Raw genomic sequence first — 26912 nt, 5'->3', positions numbered from 1 at the left:
CTATCTCCTTAATTAAAATTATTATTCATCATCAAAATATCTTGCCATTGTCTCTTTATTTCTTGGTATTGGAAACCAAATATGTGCTGTTGGCGTGATATAAATCCTACTACCTGCTTTTATCTGAATAATAGGTTTTATATCATTTTGCTTTGAGATAATTTGCCTTAAAACATTATTTATATCACTTTGACTTTGTGCTAGAATTTGTCCTGTATAGAACGATGATCCTATACTTGCATTAGGCTTTTGTGTTGTATTTGCTACTCCAAAAGTAATGGCATTAGCTAAGGTTTGCATTGTTATTCCCATGCCATAGAGTTGCCAATAACGATTATTTAAGTGTCCTTTAGCTCCTGCATACCCCTCACTATCACTTGCTACTGCATTTGTAAGAATAATATTTACGCCTTGTGGCGTAATAATTTCTCTCCATACAATTTGAATTCTACTTTGTCCTATTTCATTGTCATTTTTATAAAAACCTATAACTTTACTGCCTCTAGGAATTAGCACTGCTCTACCCATATGTGCATATATATCTTGTTCTACTTGTGCAGATACTAATCCCTCAATCTCACTATTAATAGGTGTAAGTAGAATACATGGTATAAGTTTACCTGCTGTTATTGTGCGATATAGCTTGTGTTCGTTTGTGGCTTCATCTATGTTTTCTTGATTAGAGAAATGAGAATCTCCATATTTTGTCGTGCTATCCTCTTGCATTTGAGTATTGCCTCGCCCTCCAAGATATGAGTCTCTAAATAAATTGCCATAATCACTTATATTATTAGCATTGCCTAATCCCATAGCGGTTGCATAATTGAGATTAAAGTCTTCATCTCCATATTCTGCAAACAATGGATTCTTTTCCTCCATTGCCTCTAAAAACAACACTTCCATGTCTATGTTTTTTGGTGATGTTTTATTGATATTTGATTTTGGTTTGTTTGTGTGATTGGTATGTATCTTGGTCATTTTTGTATTTTTTGTTTGTTGTTTGTTTTGTTGTTCTACTATTTGTTTATTGTATTGCATTGCTTGTTGTAGTCTGTTTTGTTCTTGCAGCATTCGTGTTTTTAATGATTGCTGATGTGGATCTAATGAAATAGACTTATTAGACTTATCATTTTGTTGCTTATTAAAATAATCATATGCACTTTGTTGTGGCTTTTCTTTCTGCCATATATAATCATTTACAGGAAATTTGGTTTTATAATCATCAAGCAAATAATCTAAGTTATCTTTTTGTGCATTGTTTTGGTTATTGCTTATTTTAAGCGGACTTTCTGCTATACTTTGTTGCATTAATGCTAAACAAAGCACAAAAGAAAAAGACAATGTGTTCAATACTCTTGCTTTCATTTCTTTTTCCTTACACAAACATAAGCATCTCCTATGCGTATTGTAAAGTTATTAGCTGTTGTTTCTGCAACAAGATAATCCCCTATAATACGTGAAGCAATAGGCGAATCTTTTTTATCTACAACTACCCATACTGCTGGCATTTCTGGCATGTTTTCTTTGTTGTATTTAAAGTATGTGAATTGTTTGTCACTAAAGACTTGTTCTGCAAATAGAAAAGCATATTTTTTCTTTGTTTTTTGTATGTATCTTGTATCTATATCTTCTCTTTTGATTTTCAAAGAATCTATGCCATCACCAATGGTTAGATAGGTTTTTCTATCAAGCTCTATGGTTTTCTTTTTCTCTAGCTCCAATTGCTCTTTTTCCTCTTTGGTATAAGGTGTTTGAATATTTACAATAAGATTTGGTGGATTTTTGCTTTTGTAATCTGTGCTAAATATATAGAGATTATAAATGCGTTTGTCTTGTGTGAAAATGGTAAGATTTGTATCTATACCGATAAGTTTTGGTCGTATAGATAGTGCATTTTCCATGTGTGGTAATTCTTTTACCTCAAATCCTACACTATCTCCAAGTATATAACCCACAATTTTGGATTCCATAATGATTGTAGAAGTCATTGCATATCGTGTTCGTATTTTAATAGTATGTTCTTTTGGTTTTAACACATTAAGCGTATTTGAGCTATCGTCATAATCTTTATTAAAAAAGTTTTGTTGTAATGCTTTTAGATTTTGCAAACGATAAGCATTTGCAAGCATTTCCATTTCTTCTTTACTAAGGCTTTCACCCTCTTTTTTATTAAGATTGTAATATGGCATTTTGACATTTTTATGTGCTGGTTTTGCACTATTTATACTTTTTGAAATATTGTTTGTTTTTTCATTTTTGTTAATCACAAGACTTGAGCTAAAATCTTTTTGACTAGAATTCATAAGAGGTGATTCTGCCCTCCTTTTTGATTCTAGTTTGATTTGTTCTTGTTCTCGCAATGAATCGGCTTGAATTTTGGCTAATTCTTTTGCCATTTCAAGACTTTGTGCTTGGCCCTGTTGCATTCTTTTTTCATATTCTGTTTGATCGGCTTCAGTCCATGAAGCATACACCTTATAATGCAATCCATAAAGCACTATTGCAAATATGATAATGCAAAGAAGTTTTTTGTGTTTTGTTTTTATCTTATCGTTTTCTGCTTCATTATGTTTTGTTTCCATGTGTATTTCCTATTATTTATCATCAAAAATTTCTGTTAAGGCATAACCTGTTACGATAAATCCACTTGGATTCTCTGGCACAGAATCAAAGCTTAATTCCTGATTGATAAAATCATATTGCAGAGTTGCCCTATATCTCTTTAACATGGTTTTATTTGAATTACCATTTTTTGTTTCCGTGATAAAGTCAATATTTGCTACATTTTTGCTAAGAATAGAGAGATTTATAATTTTTATATTACGATAAAGGTCCTTTTCTTGGTAGATTGAGCCCTCTTGTTTAACAATTGTTTCAAACACTTCCCATACTTCCTTGCTACTTTGCAATCTTATCTTTTCGTATCGCTCTATATCATCAATTCTATTGATGGTTTCACGATTTAAAAGATAGGTGGCAATAATACTTTTAAGTAAGGCTTCATCTGCTCTTATGTTGTAGTTACCTTGCTCCACTCTTACAAAGTTTGTATCTGCATTTGAGAAAAATACAAGATAGGGTTCTTTTTGTTTTAAAGGCAATAAAATGAAAAATCCAACAATAAGCAAGACAACAATAACACTAAGTATGAGTATCCATAAAAACATAATAGCTTTTATGTTTCTCTCGGTCCTAAAGATATAGTTTGGATCTGTTTTTAATTCTCTATCATCAAATGCCATTATTTATCCTTTTGTTGCATGTTTAACATAGGTGCATTTGCTACTTGCGGTTTTATTTTTTCCATATCTATTTTTACAGAATTACATGCAGTAATTGTAAGCATGATTGCAATAAAAAAGCTATTGATGTGTTTTTTATACATGAATGTTCTCCATATCAATTTGTATATCATAACAAGCACATGGACTTTTCTTTGGTGGTTTGAGTGTTTTATTGTTATTGTTACATGCTATAAATAAAAAACTACAGAAGACAATAATTACATAAGCTTTAATGTTCATGTTAGCTCCTTATCAAATGAGTTGGGCTTTAAGCCTTTTAGGTATCTATCACGCCATTCACTAGGATATTGTCGTTTTAACTCTAATAAGTCATTGACATCTTCGCTGCTACTTGAAAAAATTCTTAGATAATCTTTTCCAAGACTTGATAAATTAATATCAAGAATTGCACTGCCTGTTTCTTTTTGTTTAAAGAGAATCTGTCTTTTATTTTTATTTGCCTGTGATAAAAAGTTAATTTCACTATTGCTTAGAGAAAGTTTTGATTGAAGTTGTTCTAATGTTTTTTCATCTTTTGTTGGAAATATAATGTAATTGCTCATATTGTCAATAAAAGTGTTTGCATTAGAAAGTTCGTCTAAGAAATCAAGATTCTGTAACCCCATAGTGATAACACCATTGATTTTTCTGATTTCTACAATCATTTCAATGATTTTATCTCGCATATTTTTATCATTTAAATAATCTCGTAATTCATCAATCCATATAAAAAATCCCTTATTAGCATTCTTTGAAATGTTTTTTATTTTATGAAATAAATACATTGCACTTAATGCAGATATTTTTGGATTTTTTAATATGGCATCCATATTGAGTATTGAGAGTTGTCTGTTAAAATTTAGGGCACAATCTTTATTATCAAATAAACTATCTAAATATTCTTTAAACTGCGATTTAATATCTATTGCTGTGTCATTTGGTAGTCGCATGGAATCATAGAAATCCTTTAAACTTACAACATGATCTCTATTTGTTTCTATAAAACCTTTTTCTATATCTCTTAGTTGCTTTAGAGTATGTGTTACTATATCTTTTAAATCATGTTCATTATCATTTATACCAGCCATTTCACAAAGCCACATGCGTAAAAACATGTTATTTTCTTTTGTGTCTTTGAGTGAAAATGGATTGAGACTAAAGCTACCTTTTTCTAAATCATGATATTCTCCACCAATAAATTCGGTGAAAGCACACATACCTCTTAGTTTGTCCATCGCAAAGATATTAATATCATATTTAAAGAGATTAAGTATTAAAAATTGCATGAGTGTAGTTTTTCCATAGCCTGTGCCGCCTATCACTAAAGTATGTCCCACACTAGAATTTGAATTACTATCATGAAAATTAAAAAAATATGGGCTACCGCTTAAATGTTTAAAAATTGTGATAGGTTGATTGCCCCATCTATTTGTTTTATTGCCTAAAATATCATTTTCAAATGTGCATAATGTAGATAATACAGCACTTGTTTGATGTCTTTTTCTAGCATTAAGATTGCTTCTGCTTGGAAAGAAACTAAAAAACAAAGGTTTTTGATTGAGTGTTTCTTTCACTGTGCTTAAACTTTGTCGTTCTAATAGAGCTTTCATGCTATTTGTTTTTTCGTTTAAGTCATTTAAACTCTCTTTAGAAATCAATAAAATGGAAAGAGAAATTTTCATAATATTTTCTCTATCACTTTGCATTAACTGCACTAAATTATCTAAGTTATTTTGCACTATATCTACTGCAAAAGTTCTTACTCTTTTTATTTTGTTGATTGCATCTTGTTTTTTTAAGGCTTCAACACTAAATAAAAAGTAGTAATCTGTATTTTCTCTTAAAATACCTGTTGGAATAATACTTGATACAGATTCTGTCTCATAAGCTTTTATACTTATAAATCTTGCATAGATTGTTTCATTTGTATTTGTGTGAAAAATCATATAATCTTTTTTAAACTCAACATCACTTGTCATATAGCAATCAGTGATTAAATCATAACTATATTTAAGCCTTGTTTCACTCATATTAGAATAGGTAGCATAAAGATTTAATAATTCATCACTTTTCATTACAGCAGGATTAAATTCTGTTAAGCTACCTTTTGTATTTTCAATGACTTCAGTGAGTTTTGCAACTTTATCTTTGTATGATTGTATTTTGTTTTCATGTTCAGCTTCTTCTTCTGTCAAAGCACGCTTCTTGGATTCAAAAAAGCCTGTAACTCGCTTTGTTTTTGTAGAAAAAATGAGATAATAATTTATTTTATAGGCTTTTGTTCCACACTCCCATTTCTTAATAATAGTTTCAGCATATTTATTATTGATTGTGCATTCATGAAATTCTAAATCAATCAGTTCTTTTTTACATATTATATTGAGTTCAATGCTAGAATCTAGTGTATTAAAAAATTGAGAGCGATTTTGAGCTAAGTCAATTTCTCTTGCTTGTGTAATACTTGCATAACTTGCACCCTCCAACTTCATTCCAACACACACATTACCATCTCTTGTAACAAGCGTAGTATCATTTAATTTACATGCAATATTATTTTCATAAGATAAGCTATATACTAATGGTTCTTTTATGAAAATATTTTCAAAGAATCCAAGTATTTTATTTGCATTGTCCGTGATTACTTCTTTAAAAGACTTTTTGGGTGTTTTATTGTTTTTATTTCTTCTATATTTTTTTGTATTAATCAAGTTTTCATGTTCTCTATTTGAAATATTTGCATGGTCTGCATAGGAAACATGGCTTGTATTTTCTGTTGTGCCAGTATGTTGTGTTTCACTTGTATCAATAATATTGCTTGTATGGTTAGATTCTATGTTACAAGTATCAATATTTTCATTTTTATTGTATGTAAGTAATTGTTGTGTTGGCATATTTTTTTGCTTAGTAGTAACATTTAAGCTAGTATCAATCAGATTATTGCTTGTATCATTTGTATCTCCTGTATTAATGCTTTCTATATTGCTAGTGTGTGAATGATTTACCTTACTCATGCTTATGGGATTTTTGAGGGCATGTTTTTGTATATTGCTTAGTGTTTTTCCATAACTATTGTTTTTTGGATTTAACTTATTATGAGCAAATATTTCTTTAAAAAATGACTTCTTAAGCATAATAAGCCTTTTGAAAAGAATTTTGGAAATTAATGGCAATGATGTCATATATGTCATCATCAAAATATTCAAGTATTGCAAGTGTTATGATTAAGATAAGAGTTGCAATAAGTCCATAAAAAAGAAAAAGAATAAAGCTTGTTACTCCAAACAAAAGCACTAATACCCACGCATTGCGAGACAAGCCTCTTATCTTATCTTTTTTTGTAATCTCTCTTATATTATCAACAACAATCATTATAAGTTTCCTCTTTCTATATGAATGCACTTTGTCCTAAATTTGTAATGCCATATAATGCTCCAAGAGCAACTAAAGCACCGATTAAAACTTTTGAGTTTTCTTTGAATGTATCTGGCTTAAAGATAAAAATAAATCCAACAATACACACATACACAATGCCAACACTTGCAACTACGGTATTAAGCACACTCATAACTGTGCTTGCTGTTGATTTTAATTCTCCTTTTACTTGATTTCCAAGACTTGCAAAATCTGCGAATGCAAAAGGAGAGTAAAATATAAAGCAAAGAAAAGAGAAATAAAGTTTATTTATTCTCTTGCAGATATATTGTCTTGCACTCTGCATTTTGAGAAAATGTTTTGAAAACATAGAAATCCTTTCGCTAAAAAAATTGTGCAAGAATAATGAATATTTTGGAATAAGTCAAAAAATATATAATTAAGAAAAATTTAACATTCATAGATGGATATGTTAGGATTTTTGTATCAAAAAAATATTTTTTTTGCTTACATCTACAATATTTTTTTGCTTATAAGTTTCTACTTTTTTTGAGATTATTACAAAAAACTATGTTTTTGTTTCAAATATCGCTATCTACGATATTTGAGCGTATTTTTGTGCGGACAAAAGGGTTATCCTGCCCATAATTTTTTCCCAAAAATAACTTACAAATATTCCTATAATTTTTTTACAAAAATATTTGTTTTTCTCTGATAAAAAGATATTATTTTGTTCATAAGATCTATCATTAAAGGTGCGTTTATAATGCCGCGACAACCTTATGCACATGTGGAAAAAGTATTAGCTGATTTTTTTAGTGATGAGGAGCTTAGAATCCAAAAAAGATTTTATAAAGAACCTCCAAAAAAAATAGTTAAACCTGCAAACCTATCGTTATTAAAAAAAGATAAAAGATTTTCTAAACAGGCTGTTGTCAAATTACTTTCAAATTTAACTGCAAGAGGTACTTATAATGCAATTAATTATATTATACGACATGGTCCTTATGATTATGCTATTGATGAAAATGGAATGAGGGTTAATGCAAGTGAGGTATTAAAGGATTGGCAAAAAGATTTTAGCTCCAAAGCTAACTCTAAAGAAGCATGGCATTTATGTTTTTCCATGAGAGAAGAAGTCAATTCTCAAAATATTTATGCGTTGCAACAAAGTGTTAATGATTTATTGCAAAAACATTTTTATGAATATAAATATGTAAAAGTTTTGCATGTGCATCAAAATAATCCACATATTCATGTAGTAATTAATAAAAACAGTATGCTCACACATAAAAAACTTCACTTCAAAGATAAAAATAGTGTTAAAAACTTTTTTAATGAAATGCGAGATGATTTTGCAGATTCACTTAATTATCATGGAAATTTAAATTATCACAATGCTTATAGATTTGAAAAAACAAATATCTTAGAACAAATCGATAGGACAAAGCAAAGAGAAAATAGAAATCACTATATGGATACTATCGCTCAAATAAATAAAGACAAAGATATTATTGCCAATAAAAAAGAAATGTTGCAACACAAACTAAATAATACAAAAAATGAGATAAAAGAATATGTAGCTAAAAAACAAGAATACATCAAACAATTAAAAGCTCTAACCCTCTATGAAAAAGAAAAGTTTCTGCATAAGAGACTTGATTTTACAACAAGACAACAATATAAAAATATATTAGAAGCTCTAAGAGAATTAAGAGTGGCGATAACTGTTGCATACAAACATCAAAAGACTTACAAACAAGAAATTTATAAACTCAACAAGGCTATAAATAATCTAGGATTTGATTTTATGAATCATAGAAATAATTTTGCAAAAGATATTAATGATGATTATACAAATGTGATCGCAAAAAAAGCGTATTTAGATTTTGTTATGAAACACAAAAGATATGCCACAAAAGAACAACTTTGTATAGCAAATGATATACAAAATGAAATCAGAAAAAATACATCAGATATTACACAATCTCTTAACTTACAAAATGAATTAGATAATGCCTTGTTGCAACATTTAGGTGTAAAATCAACAAGTAAATCATTAATTTTTGCACAAAAAGACATGATAAAGAAACTGCAAGTATTACAGAGCATAGATAAAAATAATATGCTTGATACAAGATTACTTGATAGCTATAAAAACACATTGCAAACAAATACTATTGTAATTGATAAAATCATCGATGATAAAATACTTCATTATGAAAGTATTTTTAAAGATGAAGCAAGTCTTAATAAATATCACATAAAGACTTTGCAGTATTACTTCAAAGAGTTTCAGAATCTTACAAATTATTTAGATTCTAAAGTAGAGAATACAATGCACCAAAAAGAGCAACAATTCAGTGATTTTACGCTACTGCAAACAAAAATCAATAACTTTTTCATAGAGCGTGAAAATGAAACTAAACAACAAGGAGAATGCTTAGAACAGAAGCAATTCTACAATGATTTTATTGAATGGTATTTAATTGATAGAAAGATAAGAAATATAGATTATATGCGTAAATCATTACATGATAAATATAAAAATAATACTTTGCATGAATATTTAGAAAAATACGATAAGAATGCCATAGTAGATTATAAAGTGCATTTGCGATTGCTAGAAAAAGCAAAACAAAAACAAGAGACAAATGTAAAACAAAATGCCTCTAATAAGAAAGGGGTCGAGAGATAGGCTATTATTTATTCTTAATAACCATTGCTTTTTTAATGTCTATTAAATATCTTTTAATATAATCATAATCTGTCACATCTAAACTATTAATATATGGATAAAACACACCATCTAACCATTTTTGCAAGGCTTTCTTTTCATTCAGTCTTGTTTGACTAAACCCTTTTCCTTCCCAATAATATTGTTTGTTATGTGTTTGTTCATACTCTCTTGCTGCTGCCCATGTAATTGCAAGAATACAATCATCTATAAAACCATATTTTGTTGCATCAAAACTACTCCCTGCTTGATGTTTACCGCTTAAAAGTCTTTTTCTATCAAGTTTTGTTACTTCTATATTTCTATAAGGCTCTATTAAATATTCTGGGTTGCATAATCCTGATGTAACATGATTAGTTTCAAATACATGTCCTAATGCCTCCTTCTTATAATATTTTTCACTTGCAACATTTGAATAATATAGTGCTTGTTTTAAGATTTTCTTTTTATCTTTTGGTATATCATGTGCTAGTTCTGCAATGACATTATCATCATAAGCGATGATTACTTCATTTTCTTTAAGTGTTGAAACCGATCGTGATCGTGCTTTTTCCTCTGCCTCTTTTTGTGCCTCTATTTCTTTAAGTGTAGCCCCTTGCACACTAACACACAATAGTGTTGCACCTAAAGCCACTGCACCCAATCTTTTACCCAATATAAGAAATTTATTTGTCATGTTCTATCCTTTCAAAATTTATTTTTGATTATCTAAAAATTTCTTTTCAGTATCCTTTCTGCAAACAGAGAGTTCCTTAAGTGCTTTTTCTCTTTCTTACATTTTTACACTTGAATCTCTTGCTCTCTTTTCCAAATCTTTGCATTGAGTATAATCTACCCCTGCTTCTCTCCCATACCAAACCAAATCCACATTTTTGCACAGCCTGTCAATGATCCAACTATTGCAATGCTACTCACTAATATTAAACAATATTTCTTCATACATTCTCCTTTCATTTTAAATGAGGTTGTATTACAAAATTATAATAAAGAATCACATATTTTTATACTTATCAAATACTTTAAATTTAATAAATTCTGCGATTTTCATATTATATTGTTCTGCCATTTCTCTTATCTTCTTGCTTTCTGCTGGTGTGCAATAAAAACTATGTCTTTCTGTGCTTTTCTTCTCTTTATCCTTTAATGGAGCACCATATCTTTTCTTTGAAGTTTCACCCTCTGCATTTTCAATAAATGTTTCTATATCATTTGCCCTTTTTGTTTTTCTTTCTAACTCTACACTTTTAAATGTGTTTTGTTTTTGCTGATTAATTTCTTTAATACCCATCGTATTTCCTTTTTTTATTTAAATAGATGATTATGACTGCCTATTCTTACTAAATGCAAACTATCTTGTTTTACTTGATATATCAACAATAAATCAGGCTTTATATGACATTCTCTAAAATCTTTTAAATCGCCTTGTAACTTATGGTCTTTATATTTTGATTCTAACAATTCTTGTGATAGTAGCTTCTGTATGATTGGCTCTATCTCACCTTGTTTTAACCCTTGCTTGTATACAGTCTTTATGTCCTTTTTAAAGCTATTTTCAATTTTTAATTTCAGCATTCACTTCCCTTTCCATTTCTTGCCAAAATTCTCCAAAATTTGCATACTCTGTTGATTCGCTATTACCACATAATCTTATGGCTTCCATTGTTTGAGCATTGGGTATTTCTCTCTCACTCTCACATATTTCAACATCTGCGTGAATCTTACTTGCTAAATCCTTAAATTTCTCTACAAACTCTTGTTTTACATTACTAATTACTAAAGTCATATTCTCTCCTTTTTTAAATATATTTTAGATCGCTATTGTTAGCCTATCTGTTCTTTTACACTCATCGCTTTAATCTCACATAGTAATTCATCATAAAACTTAATAAAATCACTATATGCCTTATCATTCTCATTGCAATATTCTGTAATGCCCAAACCTAAACCTGTTGCATTTTTGTATGCCTCCCTTTCATATATAACACTATCCATAAGTTTTAAATTAACCAATTCTTTCTCATTTATATAGGTTTGCAAGTCTTTGACTTTACTTATCAAAAATGGATTGGGACTTGCCTTACTAATCAATATCAATATTTTTGCATGTGGATTCATAACACCAATTTCATCGCATATTGTTACCATTTTATCAAGCACTGCAACATCATATTGACTTGGTATTGTTGGAATGATAATAATATCTGCAACAACTAAGGCTTGTCTCATTTCTTTAGAGTCTCTACCACCTGTATCAATAATAATGCAATCATATTTTTTCTCTAAAGTTTTAATCTCCTTTGTTAATCCATAACCTGTTCTTTGCAATGAATTAAACAAAAATTCATGCTCTGCATTTGTTCTTATATCTACAAATACTTCTGTGCTTCTTTGTGGATCTGAATCCATAAGCAATATATCATCACCCTCTTGTGCTAATTTAATAGCTAAATTAACACTTAAAGTAGTTTTTCCACTACCACCTTTTTCATTTGCTATTGCAATAACCATTGAAAATCCTTGTTATTAAGTTTAATAGATTAAAGCAATAATTTAAGATAATTATATCTTAAATTTATGCTTATGTATCTATTAATAAACACTTATTAATATTAAAAATATATTTATTTAACATTAAATTTATGCCTTTTATTTGTTTATTTACATATTAAATAATATTTAATATATGATATATTATCGTATAATTAATTATTTTTAAGTGTTAATTAATATTTATTAAAAACTAAAATTTAGATATTAAAACATACAAAATGCTTATTAATAGATACAAACTCTAAATGACTTTGTGTTTAAAAAGATATGTTGTTGCTTAACTTTTATCTCGGGCGGTTGTGGGTGGGTTCTCCCCTAATCCCACTTTTTCAATGGTGGGCTTCTTACCTTTGTTGTTATTACTTTTAGAACCCTTGTTTCTTTTATTTTACTTTGTTTGCATTCTTTTTTATAATCTTGTATGTTTGTATTTTGAGGCATACATTTGTCTAAAAGATATTTTCTAGGTTTTTTAAAAAGCAAAATCATTTCTTTTATGTCGTCCATTGTAGGATTATAGTTAAATCTAGGTTTAAAATAACTCTCTATAAAATTAGTGATAATGTTTTTATCAGATAATAGACTTAGTGCTTTTTGTGTTTCTGCTTCTGTTTCATGCTTTTCTATCATGCCATTATCAATAATGCCATTATCAATAATGTTATTATCAATAATGTTATTTTCCCTATCAATATCATTAATACAAAAAGAAAAAAAGTCATTATGCAATAATGTTGCTTTATCTAATTCCATTAACAAGTGATCAAACATAGCAAAATAGTTATTTTCATTATTTACCTTTTCTAGCGTATCAAAGCCACTTGAAACTAAACTAAAAATTACATTTTCTTTTAATGTATCCATAGTTTCTAAAAATTCAGAATCTAATTGGGCTATACATTTGAAAACATTGTCTTTTTCATTCATAAAATAAAATTTATTCTTTACTTTATAAATTATCTTTTGTTCTCCTTTAATGGCGACACATGTTTGGTTTATATGTTTGCTTAAAATATTATAAGTCTTTGCAATTTGTGTTATATTCATGTTGCATCCTTTTTATTTAAATTCTTATTATAATGCTATTGGCATTTCTATAATATCAAGAGTATTTTCAAGATCATATTGCATGATTCTGTAGGGGCTGCTTTCATTTTTAAAATACCATGTTGCCTCTTTATTTGTATCTAAGGTTATCATTGAGTTATTATTGGTTGATAAGGCTATTTTTAATCCGTTAAGCTGCGTATTTTCAAGACTCTCGCTTTGTTTTGCAATTCTTGCATTACCTAGTTTTGCTGTAATGAGATTATTTTCAAACTTTATAGTTTTATTTGCATTGCAAAATAATGATAATTTACTAAAATCTTTTGATAACGTTATCTTATGATAAAAATCAAAATTATCATATAGTGCGTTATAGTCTAAATATGTTTTATATGTTCTTACTCTGCCCTTTATAACTTCTTTGCTACTCTTGCGGGTTATTTCTGCTTCATTTTCTTTTATATTGTCAATAAAAAATGATATTTCACCGCTTTTCTTCCCAACCTTGATTAAATTCTTTAGCTCACAAAAATCAAGATTGATTTCATCACATGCTAAATCGATGTTATTGCAATAAGCTTTTATCATGACTTTTGCGTTTGTAAAAACTACATATTCCTTTGTGATATGTAATGTTCTATATTTACTAATTAACTCATTCTTGCTTATTTTGCATTGAAATATCGTTGCTGGTATAAAAATTTGCATATTAATCCTTTCTTTTTAATTTGTTTCTTTAAGCTCGTTTAATATGTTTATAAAATTTGTATAAACATATTTACTCATTTTCTTATGTAGCCTTATGGAGTCTGTTTGTAATAAAATATTATTTAGGTAAATCTCTCGCATAATAGGATTTTTAAACCTCTTTACGCTTTCTTGCATCCTTTCTTTAAACGCTTGTATAATTTGATTCTCTTTTTGTCTTTTTGTCATCTTTTGCATTTTTTTGTCCTTTCCTCTTAAATATTTTTTAATATTTAATTATTATTAAAATAACACTTAATAATAATTAAATAAACACTTTTAAAACCTTGATTTATGATAGCAAATCTATTAAAATACTTCTTTTTCGCCGATTTTTTAGCGTAGGCTTACCATTTAACAAGCCCTCGCTTTTGGTCGAGTCTAACTCTGTGCTTTTCATTAGCATTTTTAATAATAGCGTATTCTAACCCAGATTTTCTCATGAGGTTTAAAGCCGTTTGCTTAGCTTCACTAAGATTCTTTGTTATTAGCTCCACGCTTCCCACACTGATAAGAGAATATAATACCCCTTGTTGTTGTTGTTGTAATAAAACAACTTCGTAAAATTCTGTTTCGGGTTCTTGCAAATTATCTATTATTTGCAAAAAACCTTTCTTTGCTCCCTCTAATGTTGCAAGATGGTTTTTTAACATATTTGTAGCCCTCCGTTTTTATAAATTTATCTCATTATTAATAATAGCTTGCAATAGCTCCATATTTTCCAACTCGGTTTCAATTTCTAAGGCTTGTGCTAGTGCATCACAACCGCAATCAAAACTGCTGTCTAAATAATTATAATAAGGGTTTAATATTTCGTGTAAATCTATGTTATGCCCTGCGTTATTTAGCTTTATTTGTGCTTTTTGTAAAATATGACCTATAGCCAAATAACATACATCTATGTTTTTAATGTCTGTAAACAATTTGTTTTCTAAGCTTTCATATATCAAATCTGATAAAATGTCTGCTGTTTCGCTTTCGTGATATATTCCGCCTAAAATCTCTAATGCCTTGTAAATGTCTAAGGAACCAAAAGGGCAAATTTTAAGTAAAAACCTGTTAAAAGTGTATTCTGTTATCTCTTTTTTCATGATTTAACCTTTCAAGTAAAATTAAAAGGTCATGACAATTAAAGCGGGATTGAGTGAAATCAAATATAGCCCAATTCAACATATCAAAACCTTAGAATTTAAAAAAAATAAAAAAGGCTAAATAAACTTGACTTTAATGCTAAATCTTGCTATAATTTGGGCTTGATTTGCTCGGTTAAATCAAGTTAGATTTTATTTATATTGCTGTATAAATAAAATCGCCTTTATTACTTAAACTCTTTCTAAATTCATGCAATAATTATAACAAATTTTTCAATAAAAGTCAATAAGAAGTCCCCTTATTTACGTGTTTTTTTATATTTTTTTAGCACTTTTTTAATGCCTTTTTTATTCAAGTCAAAACCCAAAAAACACACCACAACACACGCATTTTCTTTTTGCTTTCTTGCTTCCGCAAGGCGTAATTTTAAACTTAAAACCGCTGGAATGTAATTTCAGCAGGACTTTTAAGTTTAAAATTGCTAGGCTTTGCGGTAAAGAAGCAAGAAAAAGCGATAGCGTGTCAAGTTTCATGCTTTATACGAAGTGAAACGTAGTGTAAAGTATGAATACACGCTAGAGCGTTGCCGTGTGTGGTGTGTATCTTTCTTATTACTTATTTAATGGTGTTATAACGTTTAAATAGCGTTTATATATTAAAATTTAATATATAAATTAGAAATAAAATATTTATATTTAATATATAAATTATTATTTAAATAATATTATTTAATATATAAGTTAAATATAAATATATGTTATTTAAGTGTTATTTAACTTTATTTTATATCTTATTTATCTCTAATTATGATAATTTACTTACATTTAATTTCATTGTGATAGATTTTATTGTTTAGTCTTTACGTATTTTATTTCTGTGATATTTGCACTAATCTTTATCAATTTCTATGGCTTCTAATATCAATATAAAATCACTAAGACTACACATGATTATTTCATTTTTATTTGTTTTGTATATAATTCTGTTATACCTAAAAGAAACGTTTGCATATACTACCTTTTTTAGTTTCTTGACATAGAATTTTTTTTGACACATGTATGATCCTCATTATTAAATTAAAAGTTAAATGGTATTTCTACTCTTTTTGTGTTTTTTATTAATTGATCAAATTCTTGTTGTGTTATGGTTTCGGTTTGAGTGGGTTGGATTATATATTTTTTATTAGGAATATCATTGCTATAAAATAATCTTGTTTCTTTATCAAAATACACATTGTGTATATCATTTTTACCTGTTTGCTTATTTTTTTGAAATACAATTCTTTTTCTACTATGATTTATTTCTTTAGTTTTCTCATCAATAACATTTTCTATGCGTATTATTATTGAGCTAAAATAAGCACCTTTTTTGCTTCCCATAGGACTTGTATTATCTAATTTGCTTGTTTGCACTATAAGAATAATAACAATATTATGTTTTTTTGCCAGTCGTTGCAATATTTCAAATTTTGATGATTCCTCTTTCTCACCCAATCCTTCAAAATTTTCATTAAAAATACACATTTGAGAATCTATCGCAAAAAATTTTATACCGGAAATAAAAAGCGATACAATCCTGTTTTCTATTTCGCTTATCTCTGTTCCCTCATCTATAATAACCATGTTATTTTTTATGTTTTCCACGTTTTCTTGTGTTAATCTGCTTGTTTCTATCATTTTTTTAAAGAATTTATGTCTTTTTAGTATGTGTGTATGTATAGGAAATTCAAAGCTAAATAAACATGTTTTATGGTGTTTGCTTAGATTTTCTAATATTTGCAATACAAGACTTGTTTTACCTGCTTCAAATTCTCCACTAATTAAGACTAGTTGCCCCAATTCTATACCCTTATCTAAAGTTTCATCTAAAAATGGTATGCCTAATTCATATTTCTGGATATTAATGTGGTTTTCTTTGTAAAATTTATCCCATTCTGCAAATGTTTTAATCGAGTATTGCTCTCTATATAAAAGTTTATGATTTTGTATTTCTTGCTCAATATTAAGCACTTTATATTCATCAGTAGCATATTGGAGCTTCTTGCTAAGTTTAGCTTGTTGTCTTAGAAGGTATTTTTGTTCTAAAAGGGGAATATAATCATCGATTGTAACAATAATATGCGTATTTGCCAATATTAGCATAACTTTCTCTTCTTGTTGTCTATATTCATTAATTAATAATGAATAAATATATGTCGTATCAAGTTTTTTATTTTCATGGGCTTTTTGTATAGCTTCATAATATGGATAATATTCTTCTGTAAACCAATATTTTGGAATTTTTGACAGAAAACTTGTTACATGTTGTTCTGGGGACATTATCACTGATGTAATAATACTTGTTTCTATTTTATTTGCTATATTTCCATATAACTCTTGACTATAAAATGTTGTTTTCATTTGGATATTATTTCTTCTCCCTATTTTTCTTTGCATTATTGCTTATATGCTGTATTTAAGTTTTCAAACAAGCTTGGCGTGTTGTCATACTTCCTTTTATTTCTAATATTTTTATTAGTTGCAGTGTTTGCTCTTTGTTGCTGATATAGCTTTTCAATTTTGTTTGTCAATAAGCTTAAGTCATTTAAAATTTTTTCTTTATCATGGTTATTTATATCTTTTGGTATTGAGTTTTCAATATAGATTTTTACTTTTTCAATTAAGACTTTCATTTCTATATACTCCTTTCCTTTTTCTTGTATTTCTTTATACAGATGGTCTATCGCCATTTCTACTATTTTTCCTGTATTCTTTTCCTTAAATTGCATTCTCAAGTATTTTATGTAATACAAAGATATGCTACTTTCATATCTTAAGTGAAATGAATATGTTTTAGGCTCTTTCATTAATTTCTTTACAATATCATCAAAGTTTTCGTGTTTTTTCATATTGTAATTCCTTATTTTTTTCTTGTTGATATAATATTCTTATTGCAATTTCTGCAATAAGTGATATTTTTTCCTTTTTATTCTGCAACTCTTGCATTTTTGTCTTATATTCTCTTTTTACAACTACAAATTTTTTCATTATCCCACCTTTCTGTGTTTGTTGTTTGTATTAAAGAATGTGGCTCGTTTTTTGTTTGTTTTAATATATTTTGCATAACTTTTGCAGGTTGTTGATACGTCTTTATGTCCTAACATGTTGGCTATCCATAACAAATCCTCTCCATAGCTTAAAGACAGACTTGCAAATGTGTGTCTTGTTGAATATAGTGTTCTGTTTTCTAAATGTAGTTTTGTTAAGATTTCTTTGAATTGTTTTGCAACATGTTGTTTTGACATAAATTTGTTATTGCGATTTACAAAAATATAACCTATCTCTTCTGTTTGTTTTATTTCTTTAAGAGAAGGTTGCAAAGCGTCAATAATTTCTACCTCTCGTGTGCCACTTTGGGTCTTTGTTGTTGTGATTTTAGCATTGCTTAATGTTTTATAAACATGAATGATCTTTCGTTCTAAGTCTATATCTTCATATTTTAAGGCTAATATCTCATTTACTCTCATACCTGTGAATAACGCTATTTTGAAATAGATGTTCATGCGATCATCCATTAATTCATCTTTATCGATGTAATTAATAATTTGCATAACTTCATGTAATTCAAAAGGTTTGTTTCTGTATGTGATTTGATGATTTTTGGTGCGTTTAATGCAAATCATAGGATTTGCTTTTGTGTATATCTCATCAGTGATTGCATGATTAAAAATCTTTTTTAATACAGTCATTCCAATGTTTCTGTTTGCAAAGCTTAAATGAGAAAATTTATTTACAAATACTTCTTTCATAATCTTTGGACTAAAATCGCTTATTAGCATAGATCCAATAGCAGATACAATGTGCTTTTTAAACACATTGTAATAGCGTATATATGTTGATTCCTTGCATGTTGCTTTTTCCAGTTCTAAAACTTGATAACCATAATTTGAAAGTAAATATGGATCATCTTTGTTTGCTTCAATATTCTTTTGATTTTTATATTGCTCTATTAGCTCTTTATAATTGAATTCTACATAATCCATGTTTTCTTTTGTTACAAGAAGTTTTGTGCTAAATCTATAACGCACATTATTTATACAAGCCTCTATCTGTATAAATTGACTATTGTTTCTAACTTTTGCATGTTTGTATGTTTTCATGTTTTTATTCCTTTTTGAATTATATTTTCATTCCTAATAATCATCGCAATTAACGCATTCCTCGCATTCCTCGCAATTCTCACATTTAATACATTAGTGACAATGAGGACAATCATTACAATCCTCACAATCAATTCAACTAAAGTCTTTGCCATTTCAATCTTTAGTATATTCATTTGCATTCCATTTATTGTCATTGTTATCTACATAATAATCATCTTGTATTTTTAAATCCATGCCTTGCTCCTTTAAAATAGTATCTCTTCTTCTTGTATATCAAAGTTAATCGCCTGTGCTGTATCAGTTTGTATAATGTCTTTTTGTATATCAAATTTACTTGTGTGTGGTAATTTAGCCTTTATTAACTCAAATAAAGCAGCCCAGTTATCTTGTGCAAACTTATACTCACTTTCTGTCCCTTTAAAATGTATCAAACCAGTATCATTTTTTCGCATGATTATAAAGTTCTTTAATATTATGTCCTCAAATTTTTGTGCTAACGCGTTTGAATTTGCTTTTGTTTGGGTTTGTTGCATTGTGCTTTGTGTGGCTTGTTGCACATTATCATCGCTTTTTGTGTCTAAAAACTCAACTTTTTCAACTGATATTATATGTTTGCTTCTTTTATTTCCATTTTGGTCACTCCATTGCTGGAAGTTTAATTTACCCTCAATACAAACCTTACTACCTTTTTTTAAGCATTGGTTACTAATTTCAGCACTCCTACCATACATTACTATATCAATAAAGCAAGTATCTTGCACCTTAGTTCCATCTTGCTTTTTATATACTTGATTTATAGCCATACTAGATTCGCCAACTGCCACACCTGTGGTTAAATACTTTAAATTTATATCTTTTGTTAGATTTCCGATTAGAATGACCTTATTCATAGCTTACACCTACTTATTTTTTAATTTTCTGTTGAAAAATCTAGCATTATGTGTGGGCTTAAATACCCAATTATAACCACGCTCAATACTTTGATTTACACAGTCTATGAGATTTATTCCCTTTTGCTCTAGCTCATTGAATACAAGGCATAGCCTTTTTAAACTAAACTCATTCATAGCTCTTCCTTTCTCTTGTCTATAATTCATAAATTGCAACAATAAATGCCTATGCTTTGTTGATACGTGTGTTATGGTTTCTTGCTCTTTTTCTTTTAACGATAACTGTACGCATTCCCACATTTGCTTTAAGCACTGCATACCCATATCATCATTTTCATCATCACAAATCCATAAGCAATTATTCTCTTTGCTATAAGCTATCATGTTTTTTAAATTCTTTTTTTGTTCTATAAGTTTTTCTATATGGCAAACAAAAGTTTTTTGGTTTTGTGGGAGTAGAAACATTCCTGTTTTTGCAAGTAACACACTAAAGTCTCTTAAAGCTTCCAATTCATCTGCATTCATTTTCTCTTTGAGTGATTGTTGCAGTCTTTGTGTATCGTGCTCTATTTGTTCATCCTGTTTGTTTTGCAGAAGCAGTCGAAGTTGATTGACTTCTGTTTCTTTTAAGATATTTTCATACAAGCCTTTTTTTATTTGCTTAGTATTACACCAATTCAACAAACCGACAAGCTTTCTTGCTTGTTGTGTTTGTTGATGATTGCTTTTGCAATCTTTTATATTTTCTTTATGTGTGTTTAATACACACATAAAGTTTTTATTTGTATTATATAGGATAGGAAGTGTAACATTTTGCGACACTTCTGTAACATTATGAGACAGATTGTCAATTAAATTTTCATGCTCATTGCAGTCATTTTTTATTGCATATTTGCTTTGCTTTCCGGTTTGTTTTACTTTCTTATTATGTGCGTTTTTAAAACACGCAACCTTAGTTTCTTCATAAAACTTTGTTACCTCGATATTCTTGTTATCTTTAGAGATCAGATTCTTATATATAAGCTTTTTAATGCAACGATAAAAATGTTGTCTGCTTATTTGTAAAATCTCTACAAACTGACTAATATTCAACGATATGGCACCATACACCTTATTAAAATAAGATATATGGTCCAATATGATTGCTTCAGTTTTTGTAATGTTTAAAACCGACAGTAACTCAAAATCAATGATAAAATTCTTTTTAGCAATATTGTGTATGTGATGCCGAGAAAACACCATTTTTACCTCTTTTCCATGTTAAAACATGTTGATTTGTGTGGTAAAATGTGGCAATGTGGCACACATATGTGGCAAAATGCCTAATTTTATATGTGCGAAACTGCCTATTTTACGGCATTAAAAAAATTGCATGGAATTTAGAATCTAACCCTCTGTATCTCATGGGTATAGAGGGCTAGATTCTAGCAAAATTATTTTATGAAGGAACAGATATGGCAGAAGTTTTGAGTCCAATACCAGGAACATTTTATAGGAAACCAAGTCCAGATGCAGCCCCATATGTAGAGGTAGGTAGCATAGTAGAGGCGGATACAACAGTGTGTCTTGTAGAAGTAATGAAAACCTTTAATGAAATAAAAGCTGGTGTAGCAGGAAAGGTAACAAAAGTTTGTGCAGAAAATGAGGCGTTTGTAAATCCAGGTGATGTGCTGTTTATTGTTGAATAGTGATTGCAAAAGAATAATTGTGCTTAATACTATACCTTTAATGAAGTTATTGTAAAAACGTGCAAAATTCTTAAATAAAGTATCAAAAAATGCTTACGTGTGATTAAGATTTACAAACCCTCTACTGGAGATAGGATTGAGATTTTAAAGGCACGATAGATTCTCATCGTTATACATGAGGACTTAGTAAAGGTCTGTAGGATCTTGTTTCATTGTGTATGTTGTAAAAACATTTTAATATAATTGAAAGGGGTGTCATGTCATACCAACCTAAAAAAATTAAGAAAGTTTTAATTGCTAATCGAGGTGAGATTGCAGTCCGTATTATTCAGGCAGCACATGAGCTTGACATGCTTGCAGTAGCAATTTGCAGTGATGCAGATATCGGAAATCTTGCTTCACAACTAGCCGATGAAGTTGTGCATATAGGTGAGAATCTAGCACATAAAAGCTACTTAGATATGGATAAAGTAATTGAAGCGGCAAAACAGGTAAAAGCAGACGCGATTCATCCAGGTTATGGTTTTTTAAGCGAGAATCCTACATTTGCCCAGAAAGTCGTAGATGCGGGTATGATTTTTGTAGGTCCAAGTAGCGATATTATCAAAACAATGGGCGATAAAGCAGCAGCAATTTTGAAAGCAAAAGAAGCAAAAGTTCCAACAATACCAGGCAGCCCTGTATTAACAGATATGGAAAATGCAATCGAGGAAGCCAAAAAAATTGGGTATCCTGTAGTTATCAAAGCTATTGCTGGTGGTGGCGGTAAGGGTATCCGCATTGTGCAGAATGAGCAGGAACTACAAGAGCAATATGTCATTGCAAGTAGCGAGGCAAAGGCTGCCTTTGGTAATGGTGGAGTATATCTAGAAGCATATTTACCAAAAGCAAGACATATTGAAGTGCAGGTTTTAGGTGATGGTAATAATGTCATTCATCTCTACGACAGAGAGTGTTCACTGCAAAGAAGACGACAAAAAGTCGTAGAGGAAGCGCCAAGCCAAGCTCTTAGCAATGAGATGCGAGAAAAACTTTGCAAAAGTGCTTTGGGACTTGCAAAGCTGGTGAATTACAAAGGTGCTGGAACATTGGAGTTTCTCTATGATGAAGAGCGAGGTGGTTTTTATTTCTTAGAAATGAATACAAGAATCCAAGTAGAACATGCTATTACGGAAATGATAACTGGTGTGGATTTAGTACGTGAAATGTTGCGTATCGCCGATGGTGAGCCGCTACGTTTTAAACAAGAAGATATAAAAATCAAAGGGCACTCCATTGAAATACGGATCAATGCTGAAGACCCAAGCAATAATTTCTTCCCTAGTCCAGGAAAGATTAGTGAAGTATTTTATCCAACAGGTGCTGGAATCCGAATTGATAGTATGCTATTTAATGGCAGGGTAATCCCACCATTTTACGATTCTTTGGTGGCAAAACTCATCATTTATGATGAAAGCAGAACAATGGCAATCTCTCGCATGAACAGAGCATTAAGACAAGTGAGGATTGAGGGCATTAAAACAACATTGCCTTTATTTAAAGATTTATTTAAAGATGTAGATGTGGCAAGTGGCAATTATCACATCAATTTCTTAGAATCTTGGATGGCAAAGCAAAACAATAAAGGAGAATAGTATGTTTAAATATACATTTGGTGGCGATACATTTTTATATGTAGAGGTAAGTGAAGATGGTATGAGCCTTGAAGCATTTTTTCAAGCAATGGCAATTTGCAATAAGTTACGCGAGAGAAATATCAAAGGTATTACTGAGATTTGTCCAGCAAATGCATCTTATATGGTTGCTTTTGATCCTGATGTTTTACATTACAAGAAGGTGCTTGAGATATGCAAAGAGCTAGAGAAGGAAGTGCAAAGCACGAATGCAGAAATTACAACAAGGCTCATCGAATTTCCAGTATTTTATCAAGATCCTTATACGCATGACACAATGATGAGATTTAGGGATAATCACCAAGTAAGAGCTGAAGATTCTAAGTTTGATCCAAATACCACTGATATAGAATACGCTAGTAAGATAAATGGTTATGATAGCGTAGAATCTTATATTAAAGCACATTCTGAAAACCCATGGTTTGTAAGTATGATAGGTTTTGTGGCAGGACTACCATGGCTGTATCAACTTGTAGAGAGAGAAAGGCAGATAGAGGTGCCAAAATATTTAAAAGCTCGTATTGACACACCAAAGCTTACTATTGGGCATGGTGGATGCTTTGGTTGTATTTATGCTGTGCGTGGTGGTGGTGGTTATCAAATGATGGGAATCACACCTGCACCAGTATGGGATCCTGCACAAAAACTCGAGTATTTTAAAGATTCTATGGTATTTTTAAAACCTGGTGATATCATTAAGTTTAAGCCTATTGATGAAGCAGCATACAATAAAGCTGTAAAAGAGGTTGAAGATGGGACATTTACATTAAAAAGTGCAGATGTAAAATTCTCATTACAAGATTGGCAACAAAATCCAAACAACTATAATAAAAAACTTTTGGAGGTGTTCAATGGCTAAAATCAAAGTAATAAATCCAGGACTTGCAACTTTTGTAGAAGATAGTGGACGTTATGGATATTATCATTTAGGGATTCCACCTGGTGGAGCATTGGATCAAATGTCCTTTAAAGCTGGGAACTTACTTCTAGGTAACGATGTAAATGCAGCTGCACTTGAAGTAGCTTTAATGGGACCTACTTTGGAATTTGAAGATGGTGGTTTCGTAGCTATTACTGGAGCAGAAATGACTCCTATTGTAAATGGTGAAAAAAAGACTAGTCATAGCGTTATTGAAATTCCAAAAGGTGGGACATTGAGTTTTGATTTCCTACGTGGCGGTGCTAGGAGTTATATTTGTGTGAAAGGTGGCATTGATGTGCCTATTGTTATGGGATCTCGTTCTACCTATCCTCTTGGTGGTATTGGTGGCTATAAAGGTAGAAAGCTGGAAGCAGGAGATATGTTACCAATAGGTGATTTCAAAGAAAAGCCACAAATTGGCAAAACCTTGCCAGAAGAATATAAGGTTAAATTGGAATCTGTTGAAACACTGCGTGTTATCATGGGTTTACACGATTATAAACTCACAGAGGATTCCATAAAAGGGCTTTTTGAAGATACCTTTGTGGTCTCAAGTGAAGCTGATAGGACAGGTTATCGCTTCAAAAATGGGCGAAAACTTAAATATAAAAACTTGCCACAGCCATTTGGTGCAGGTAGTGATCCAAGCAACATCACAGATGCGTGCTATCCTGTTGGTTCCATGCAGGCACCAGGTGGAAATGAACCTATAGTGCTTTTGCGTGATGCACCAAGTGGCGGTGGCTTTGCAATGTATTGCACAGTTATTAGTTGCGACTTGGACAAAATGGGGCAACTGCCACCAAACCATAAAGTTAAATTTCAGCAAATAAGCATGGAAGAAGCCTTAGAAGCAAGAAAAGCTTATCAAGCTAAGCTCGAAGCTCTACAAAAAAGTTTACAATAATCACATTGACATACCAATAGGATCTATCCAGTCTTTTCTTAATAGGGGCTGGTTCTTATATTAAAATAGTTTGATTCTAATGCTAATTCATGATAGCCTTTCTAGGTAAGTCATCATACTTATTTGTTTATGTTTATCCACACAAACAACGCAATAAGGCTGATAGCCACTGCTATCAAATTTACTACAAGTTTCATGTATCATTAGATTCTGTAATGACAAAGAATCATGCTTCTTATATAAATAGCATTTACACGCATGTATTACAATACGCATACTTAAATATACTGGAGTCCTTATTTTGTTAGTTTATAGTAATCCATATAAGAAATTGCTATACGTATTCATCACTCTTATACTTATAAGCAGCAGTGCCAAGGCTTGTAGCAATACCGTGTTTAACCGTCTAGGTCGCGCGAGTACTTTAAGTAATATTCTTGGAGCAGAGTATGGGTATGGTTTCAACCTGTCCCCAAATCATAAAGATCTTCCTACACTCACAGATAAATCCCTTCCAGCCCATCATCTTGCGTTTGATATAGGTTGGATGGGAATTGGTGGGACTGGTTGCAAAATCCTCAGTATTGGCTTAAAAGGTAGATATGAATATGGTTTTGATGCAAGAGATTATGGCACACATAGGTTAGGTATTGAATCATATTATCATCCACGATTGCTCAGTGTTAAAGGTTTTCAAATTGCAAGTCTATTATTTGGTATTGGAGGCAGACTTGATAACGTAGGCATAAATGGTGGAACATACGTAGATGTTGGTATGCTCATTCTACCGACAAGCCCTGTACACGCATCTCTATATTACAGAGCCGACTTTATTCCAAATGCTCCCACCAACCACTCTATGCAGCTTACACTTCGTTTTCCTTTTATGGCATATCCAGCTTTAGCCATAACTGCTGCTATTGTGCCAATTTATACTGGAGCCGCACTTGTTGCACCAGCCTTTTTATTCCTCAAAGACTAAATGACAAGATATTTACCTAATTGACTAAACCTTAGAATTTTAAGCCATCTTAAAACATAATGACATCAAGTTTCACTTGCAGTTCTCCAATATGCAAGACAACATAACCATCAAAAGATTGCAAACTCTACAAGAAGATTATGTTCTATTGGCTGTATATTTAAAGTATTTGATTGAAAAAAGCTTGCACGATATAGCAAATTTGCATTAATCACAAAGTATTTGAAAAGTCCGATACCCACCTCAACATAATATCCTGTTGTTTCTCCCAAAGATAGATTCTGTAATCGCGTAGTATTATGTTCTGCAAAGATTGCACCACCGCCAACGACAAGAGAAATAGGCTGTGGCGCATGACGAAAAAGATTGGTTGTGCTACATGGAAAATGAAAATAAAGCTCTGTCCCAATAAGATGACTTTTAATGGCCGAATCATTAAACATATATTTGAATCGTATACCCATATCAAATATATGATCAACACCCTCAAACGCATTATAAAAACTTGATAAATAATTCCATCCTACACTCCCACCAAGATTATAACCTGTAAAATTACGATTTATGCTTGTGCTTGTCCCAATATGAAATGATACAAGTTGCAAAGGACCTCCGCCAAGCATACGCCAATCATAATTGCCCCCATAATTTTGGGAAAATAAATAGCTTGTATTACCAAACATAAATAGCAAAACAACATGCAGATAATGCTTAAGCATATCGCAAAACATCAATATATCCTTTATTTTTTTACAAAAGATTCTATATTTTTTTTGTGAATTTATCACATATTCCCTTGCGGTTCAAGAAAGCAAGACTTTCTAATCACACATATCAGATATAAGATTCTATTGCTTGTCTAATTAAATCTGGTTAATAT

The 26912-nt window shown here is 30.3% G+C and carries 31 protein-coding genes; 6 read left to right on the top strand and 25 right to left on the bottom strand.

The window, feature by feature from the left end:
• Positions 1-21: 21 nt before the first annotated feature.
• The 7 genes from LS81_RS01290 to LS81_RS01265 all read right to left on the bottom strand — a co-directional run bounded on the left by LS81_RS01290 (position 22) and on the right by LS81_RS01265 (position 7026).
• Positions 22-1365 (bottom strand): DNA type IV secretion system protein ComB10, encoded by a 1344-nt coding sequence (locus LS81_RS01290; RefSeq protein ID WP_233715931.1) that lies wholly within the window; start codon positions 1363-1365, stop codon positions 22-24.
• A complete protein-coding gene (locus LS81_RS01285; RefSeq protein ID WP_052096470.1) occupies positions 1362-2582 on the bottom strand; it encodes a TrbG/VirB9 family P-type conjugative transfer protein in 1221 nt (406 codons plus the stop codon). Before LS81_RS01285 ends, LS81_RS01290 begins: the two co-directional genes overlap by 4 nt.
• 12 nt (positions 2583-2594) lie before the next feature.
• A complete protein-coding gene (locus LS81_RS01280) occupies positions 2595-3242 on the bottom strand; it encodes a VirB8 family type IV secretion system protein (protein ID WP_034345007.1) in 648 nt (215 codons plus the stop codon).
• A complete protein-coding gene (locus tag LS81_RS11175; protein ID WP_158659052.1) occupies positions 3242-3385 on the bottom strand; it encodes a hypothetical protein in 144 nt (47 codons plus the stop codon). Before LS81_RS11175 ends, LS81_RS01280 begins: the two co-directional genes overlap by 1 nt.
• 135 nt (positions 3386-3520) lie before the next feature.
• Entirely contained in the window at positions 3521-6415 is a 2895-nt protein-coding gene (locus LS81_RS01275; protein ID WP_052096471.1) for a VirB4 family type IV secretion/conjugal transfer ATPase, read from the bottom strand.
• Entirely contained in the window at positions 6408-6653 is a 246-nt protein-coding gene (locus LS81_RS01270; protein ID WP_052096472.1) for a hypothetical protein, read from the bottom strand. The genes LS81_RS01275 and LS81_RS01270 overlap by 8 nt, the downstream gene beginning before the upstream one ends.
• A 16-nt stretch (positions 6654-6669) precedes the next feature.
• A complete protein-coding gene (locus tag LS81_RS01265) occupies positions 6670-7026 on the bottom strand; it encodes a hypothetical protein (RefSeq protein WP_034345010.1) in 357 nt (118 codons plus the stop codon).
• Positions 7027-7422: 396 nt separating this feature from the next.
• Between LS81_RS01265 and LS81_RS01260 the strand changes: the two genes are divergently transcribed.
• A complete protein-coding gene (locus LS81_RS01260; RefSeq protein ID WP_034345012.1) occupies positions 7423-9354 on the top strand; it encodes a relaxase/mobilization nuclease domain-containing protein in 1932 nt (643 codons plus the stop codon).
• Between the two features lie 4 nt (positions 9355-9358).
• Here the strand turns inward: LS81_RS01260 and LS81_RS01255 are convergent, their stop codons facing one another.
• From LS81_RS01255 to LS81_RS11715, 17 genes are all read right to left on the bottom strand, one after another.
• A complete protein-coding gene (locus LS81_RS01255) occupies positions 9359-10069 on the bottom strand; it encodes a hypothetical protein (RefSeq protein WP_034345016.1) in 711 nt (236 codons plus the stop codon).
• A 315-nt stretch (positions 10070-10384) separates the two neighbouring features.
• The gene (locus tag LS81_RS01250) at positions 10385-10681 is read right to left on the bottom strand and encodes a plasmid mobilization protein (protein ID WP_034345019.1); all 297 of its coding nucleotides are present in this window, start codon (positions 10679-10681) and stop codon (positions 10385-10387) included.
• Between the two features lie 14 nt (positions 10682-10695).
• Positions 10696-10965, bottom strand: a complete 270-nt coding sequence (locus LS81_RS01245; protein ID WP_034345021.1) for a type II toxin-antitoxin system YafQ family toxin — start codon at positions 10963-10965, stop codon at positions 10696-10698.
• Positions 10946-11176 (bottom strand): hypothetical protein, encoded by a 231-nt coding sequence (locus LS81_RS11485; protein ID WP_034345024.1) that lies wholly within the window; start codon positions 11174-11176, stop codon positions 10946-10948. The genes LS81_RS01245 and LS81_RS11485 overlap by 20 nt, the downstream gene beginning before the upstream one ends.
• A gap of 38 nt (positions 11177-11214) precedes the next feature.
• A complete protein-coding gene (locus tag LS81_RS01235; protein WP_034345026.1) occupies positions 11215-11901 on the bottom strand; it encodes an AAA family ATPase in 687 nt (228 codons plus the stop codon).
• 357 nt (positions 11902-12258) lie between these two features.
• Positions 12259-12990, bottom strand: a complete 732-nt coding sequence (locus LS81_RS01230) for a hypothetical protein (RefSeq protein ID WP_034345029.1) — start codon at positions 12988-12990, stop codon at positions 12259-12261.
• A 27-nt stretch (positions 12991-13017) separates the two neighbouring features.
• A complete protein-coding gene (locus LS81_RS01225; protein WP_034345031.1) occupies positions 13018-13698 on the bottom strand; it encodes a hypothetical protein in 681 nt (226 codons plus the stop codon).
• A 15-nt stretch (positions 13699-13713) separates the two neighbouring features.
• Positions 13714-13935: a hypothetical protein gene (locus tag LS81_RS01220; protein WP_034345034.1), complete on the bottom strand. Its 222-nt coding sequence runs from the start codon at positions 13933-13935 to the stop codon at positions 13714-13716.
• 149 nt (positions 13936-14084) lie between these two features.
• Positions 14085-14390 (bottom strand): hypothetical protein, encoded by a 306-nt coding sequence (locus tag LS81_RS01215; protein WP_034345036.1) that lies wholly within the window; start codon positions 14388-14390, stop codon positions 14085-14087.
• 18 nt (positions 14391-14408) lie between these two features.
• Positions 14409-14828: a hypothetical protein gene (locus tag LS81_RS01210; protein ID WP_034345038.1), complete on the bottom strand. Its 420-nt coding sequence runs from the start codon at positions 14826-14828 to the stop codon at positions 14409-14411.
• Between the two features lie 357 nt (positions 14829-15185).
• Complete coding sequence (locus tag LS81_RS11170) at positions 15186-15362, bottom strand: hypothetical protein (RefSeq protein WP_161976736.1); 177 nt, start codon at positions 15360-15362, stop codon at positions 15186-15188.
• A gap of 543 nt (positions 15363-15905) precedes the next feature.
• A complete protein-coding gene (locus LS81_RS01205) occupies positions 15906-17228 on the bottom strand; it encodes an RAD55 family ATPase (protein ID WP_233715932.1) in 1323 nt (440 codons plus the stop codon).
• Positions 17229-17263: 35 nt separating this feature from the next.
• On the bottom strand, positions 17264-17716 hold the full coding sequence (locus LS81_RS01200; RefSeq protein WP_034345041.1) for a hypothetical protein: 453 nt from the start codon (positions 17714-17716) through the stop codon (positions 17264-17266).
• Positions 17694-17855 (bottom strand): hypothetical protein, encoded by a 162-nt coding sequence (locus tag LS81_RS11620; RefSeq protein ID WP_162846238.1) that lies wholly within the window; start codon positions 17853-17855, stop codon positions 17694-17696. Before LS81_RS11620 ends, LS81_RS01200 begins: the two co-directional genes overlap by 23 nt.
• A complete protein-coding gene (locus LS81_RS01195) occupies positions 17855-18967 on the bottom strand; it encodes a tyrosine-type recombinase/integrase (protein WP_081955891.1) in 1113 nt (370 codons plus the stop codon). Before LS81_RS01195 ends, LS81_RS11620 begins: the two co-directional genes overlap by 1 nt.
• 248 nt (positions 18968-19215) lie before the next feature.
• Positions 19216-19860, bottom strand: a complete 645-nt coding sequence (ssb, locus tag LS81_RS01190; protein WP_052096473.1) for a single-stranded DNA-binding protein — start codon at positions 19858-19860, stop codon at positions 19216-19218.
• 9 nt (positions 19861-19869) lie between these two features.
• On the bottom strand, positions 19870-21102 hold the full coding sequence (locus LS81_RS11715; RefSeq protein WP_034345046.1) for a hypothetical protein: 1233 nt from the start codon (positions 21100-21102) through the stop codon (positions 19870-19872).
• A gap of 212 nt (positions 21103-21314) precedes the next feature.
• Here LS81_RS11715 and LS81_RS01175 point away from each other — a divergent pair, with 212 nt between their 5' ends.
• The 5 genes from LS81_RS01175 to LS81_RS01155 all read left to right on the top strand — a co-directional run bounded on the left by LS81_RS01175 (position 21315) and on the right by LS81_RS01155 (position 26032).
• Entirely contained in the window at positions 21315-21548 is a 234-nt protein-coding gene (locus LS81_RS01175; RefSeq protein WP_034345048.1) for an acetyl-CoA carboxylase, read from the top strand.
• Positions 21549-21805: 257 nt separating this feature from the next.
• Entirely contained in the window at positions 21806-23182 is a 1377-nt protein-coding gene (locus LS81_RS01170) for an acetyl-CoA carboxylase biotin carboxylase subunit (protein WP_034345051.1), read from the top strand.
• 1 nt (position 23183) lies between these two features.
• Positions 23184-24080, top strand: coding sequence for a 5-oxoprolinase subunit B family protein (locus LS81_RS01165; RefSeq protein ID WP_034345054.1), 897 nt, complete (start codon positions 23184-23186; stop codon positions 24078-24080).
• The gene (locus LS81_RS01160; protein ID WP_034345056.1) at positions 24073-25050 is read left to right on the top strand and encodes a 5-oxoprolinase subunit C family protein; all 978 of its coding nucleotides are present in this window, start codon (positions 24073-24075) and stop codon (positions 25048-25050) included. The genes LS81_RS01165 and LS81_RS01160 overlap by 8 nt, the downstream gene beginning before the upstream one ends.
• A 301-nt stretch (positions 25051-25351) precedes the next feature.
• Positions 25352-26032 carry a hypothetical protein gene (locus LS81_RS01155; RefSeq protein WP_034345059.1) on the top strand — a complete coding sequence of 227 codons (681 nt, stop codon included), beginning with the start codon at positions 25352-25354 and terminating at the stop codon, positions 26030-26032.
• 110 nt (positions 26033-26142) lie between these two features.
• On the opposite strand, the gene LS81_RS01150 is transcribed toward LS81_RS01155, so the two are convergent.
• The gene (locus LS81_RS01150) at positions 26143-26820 is read right to left on the bottom strand and encodes a hypothetical protein (RefSeq protein ID WP_233715934.1); all 678 of its coding nucleotides are present in this window, start codon (positions 26818-26820) and stop codon (positions 26143-26145) included.
• Positions 26821-26912: the final 92 nt, after the last annotated feature.

The organism is Helicobacter trogontum (genome assembly GCF_000765905.2).
Classification (GTDB): domain Bacteria; phylum Campylobacterota; class Campylobacteria; order Campylobacterales; family Helicobacteraceae; genus Helicobacter_A; species Helicobacter_A trogontum.
This window is presented reverse-complemented; position numbering and strand designations above follow the sequence as displayed.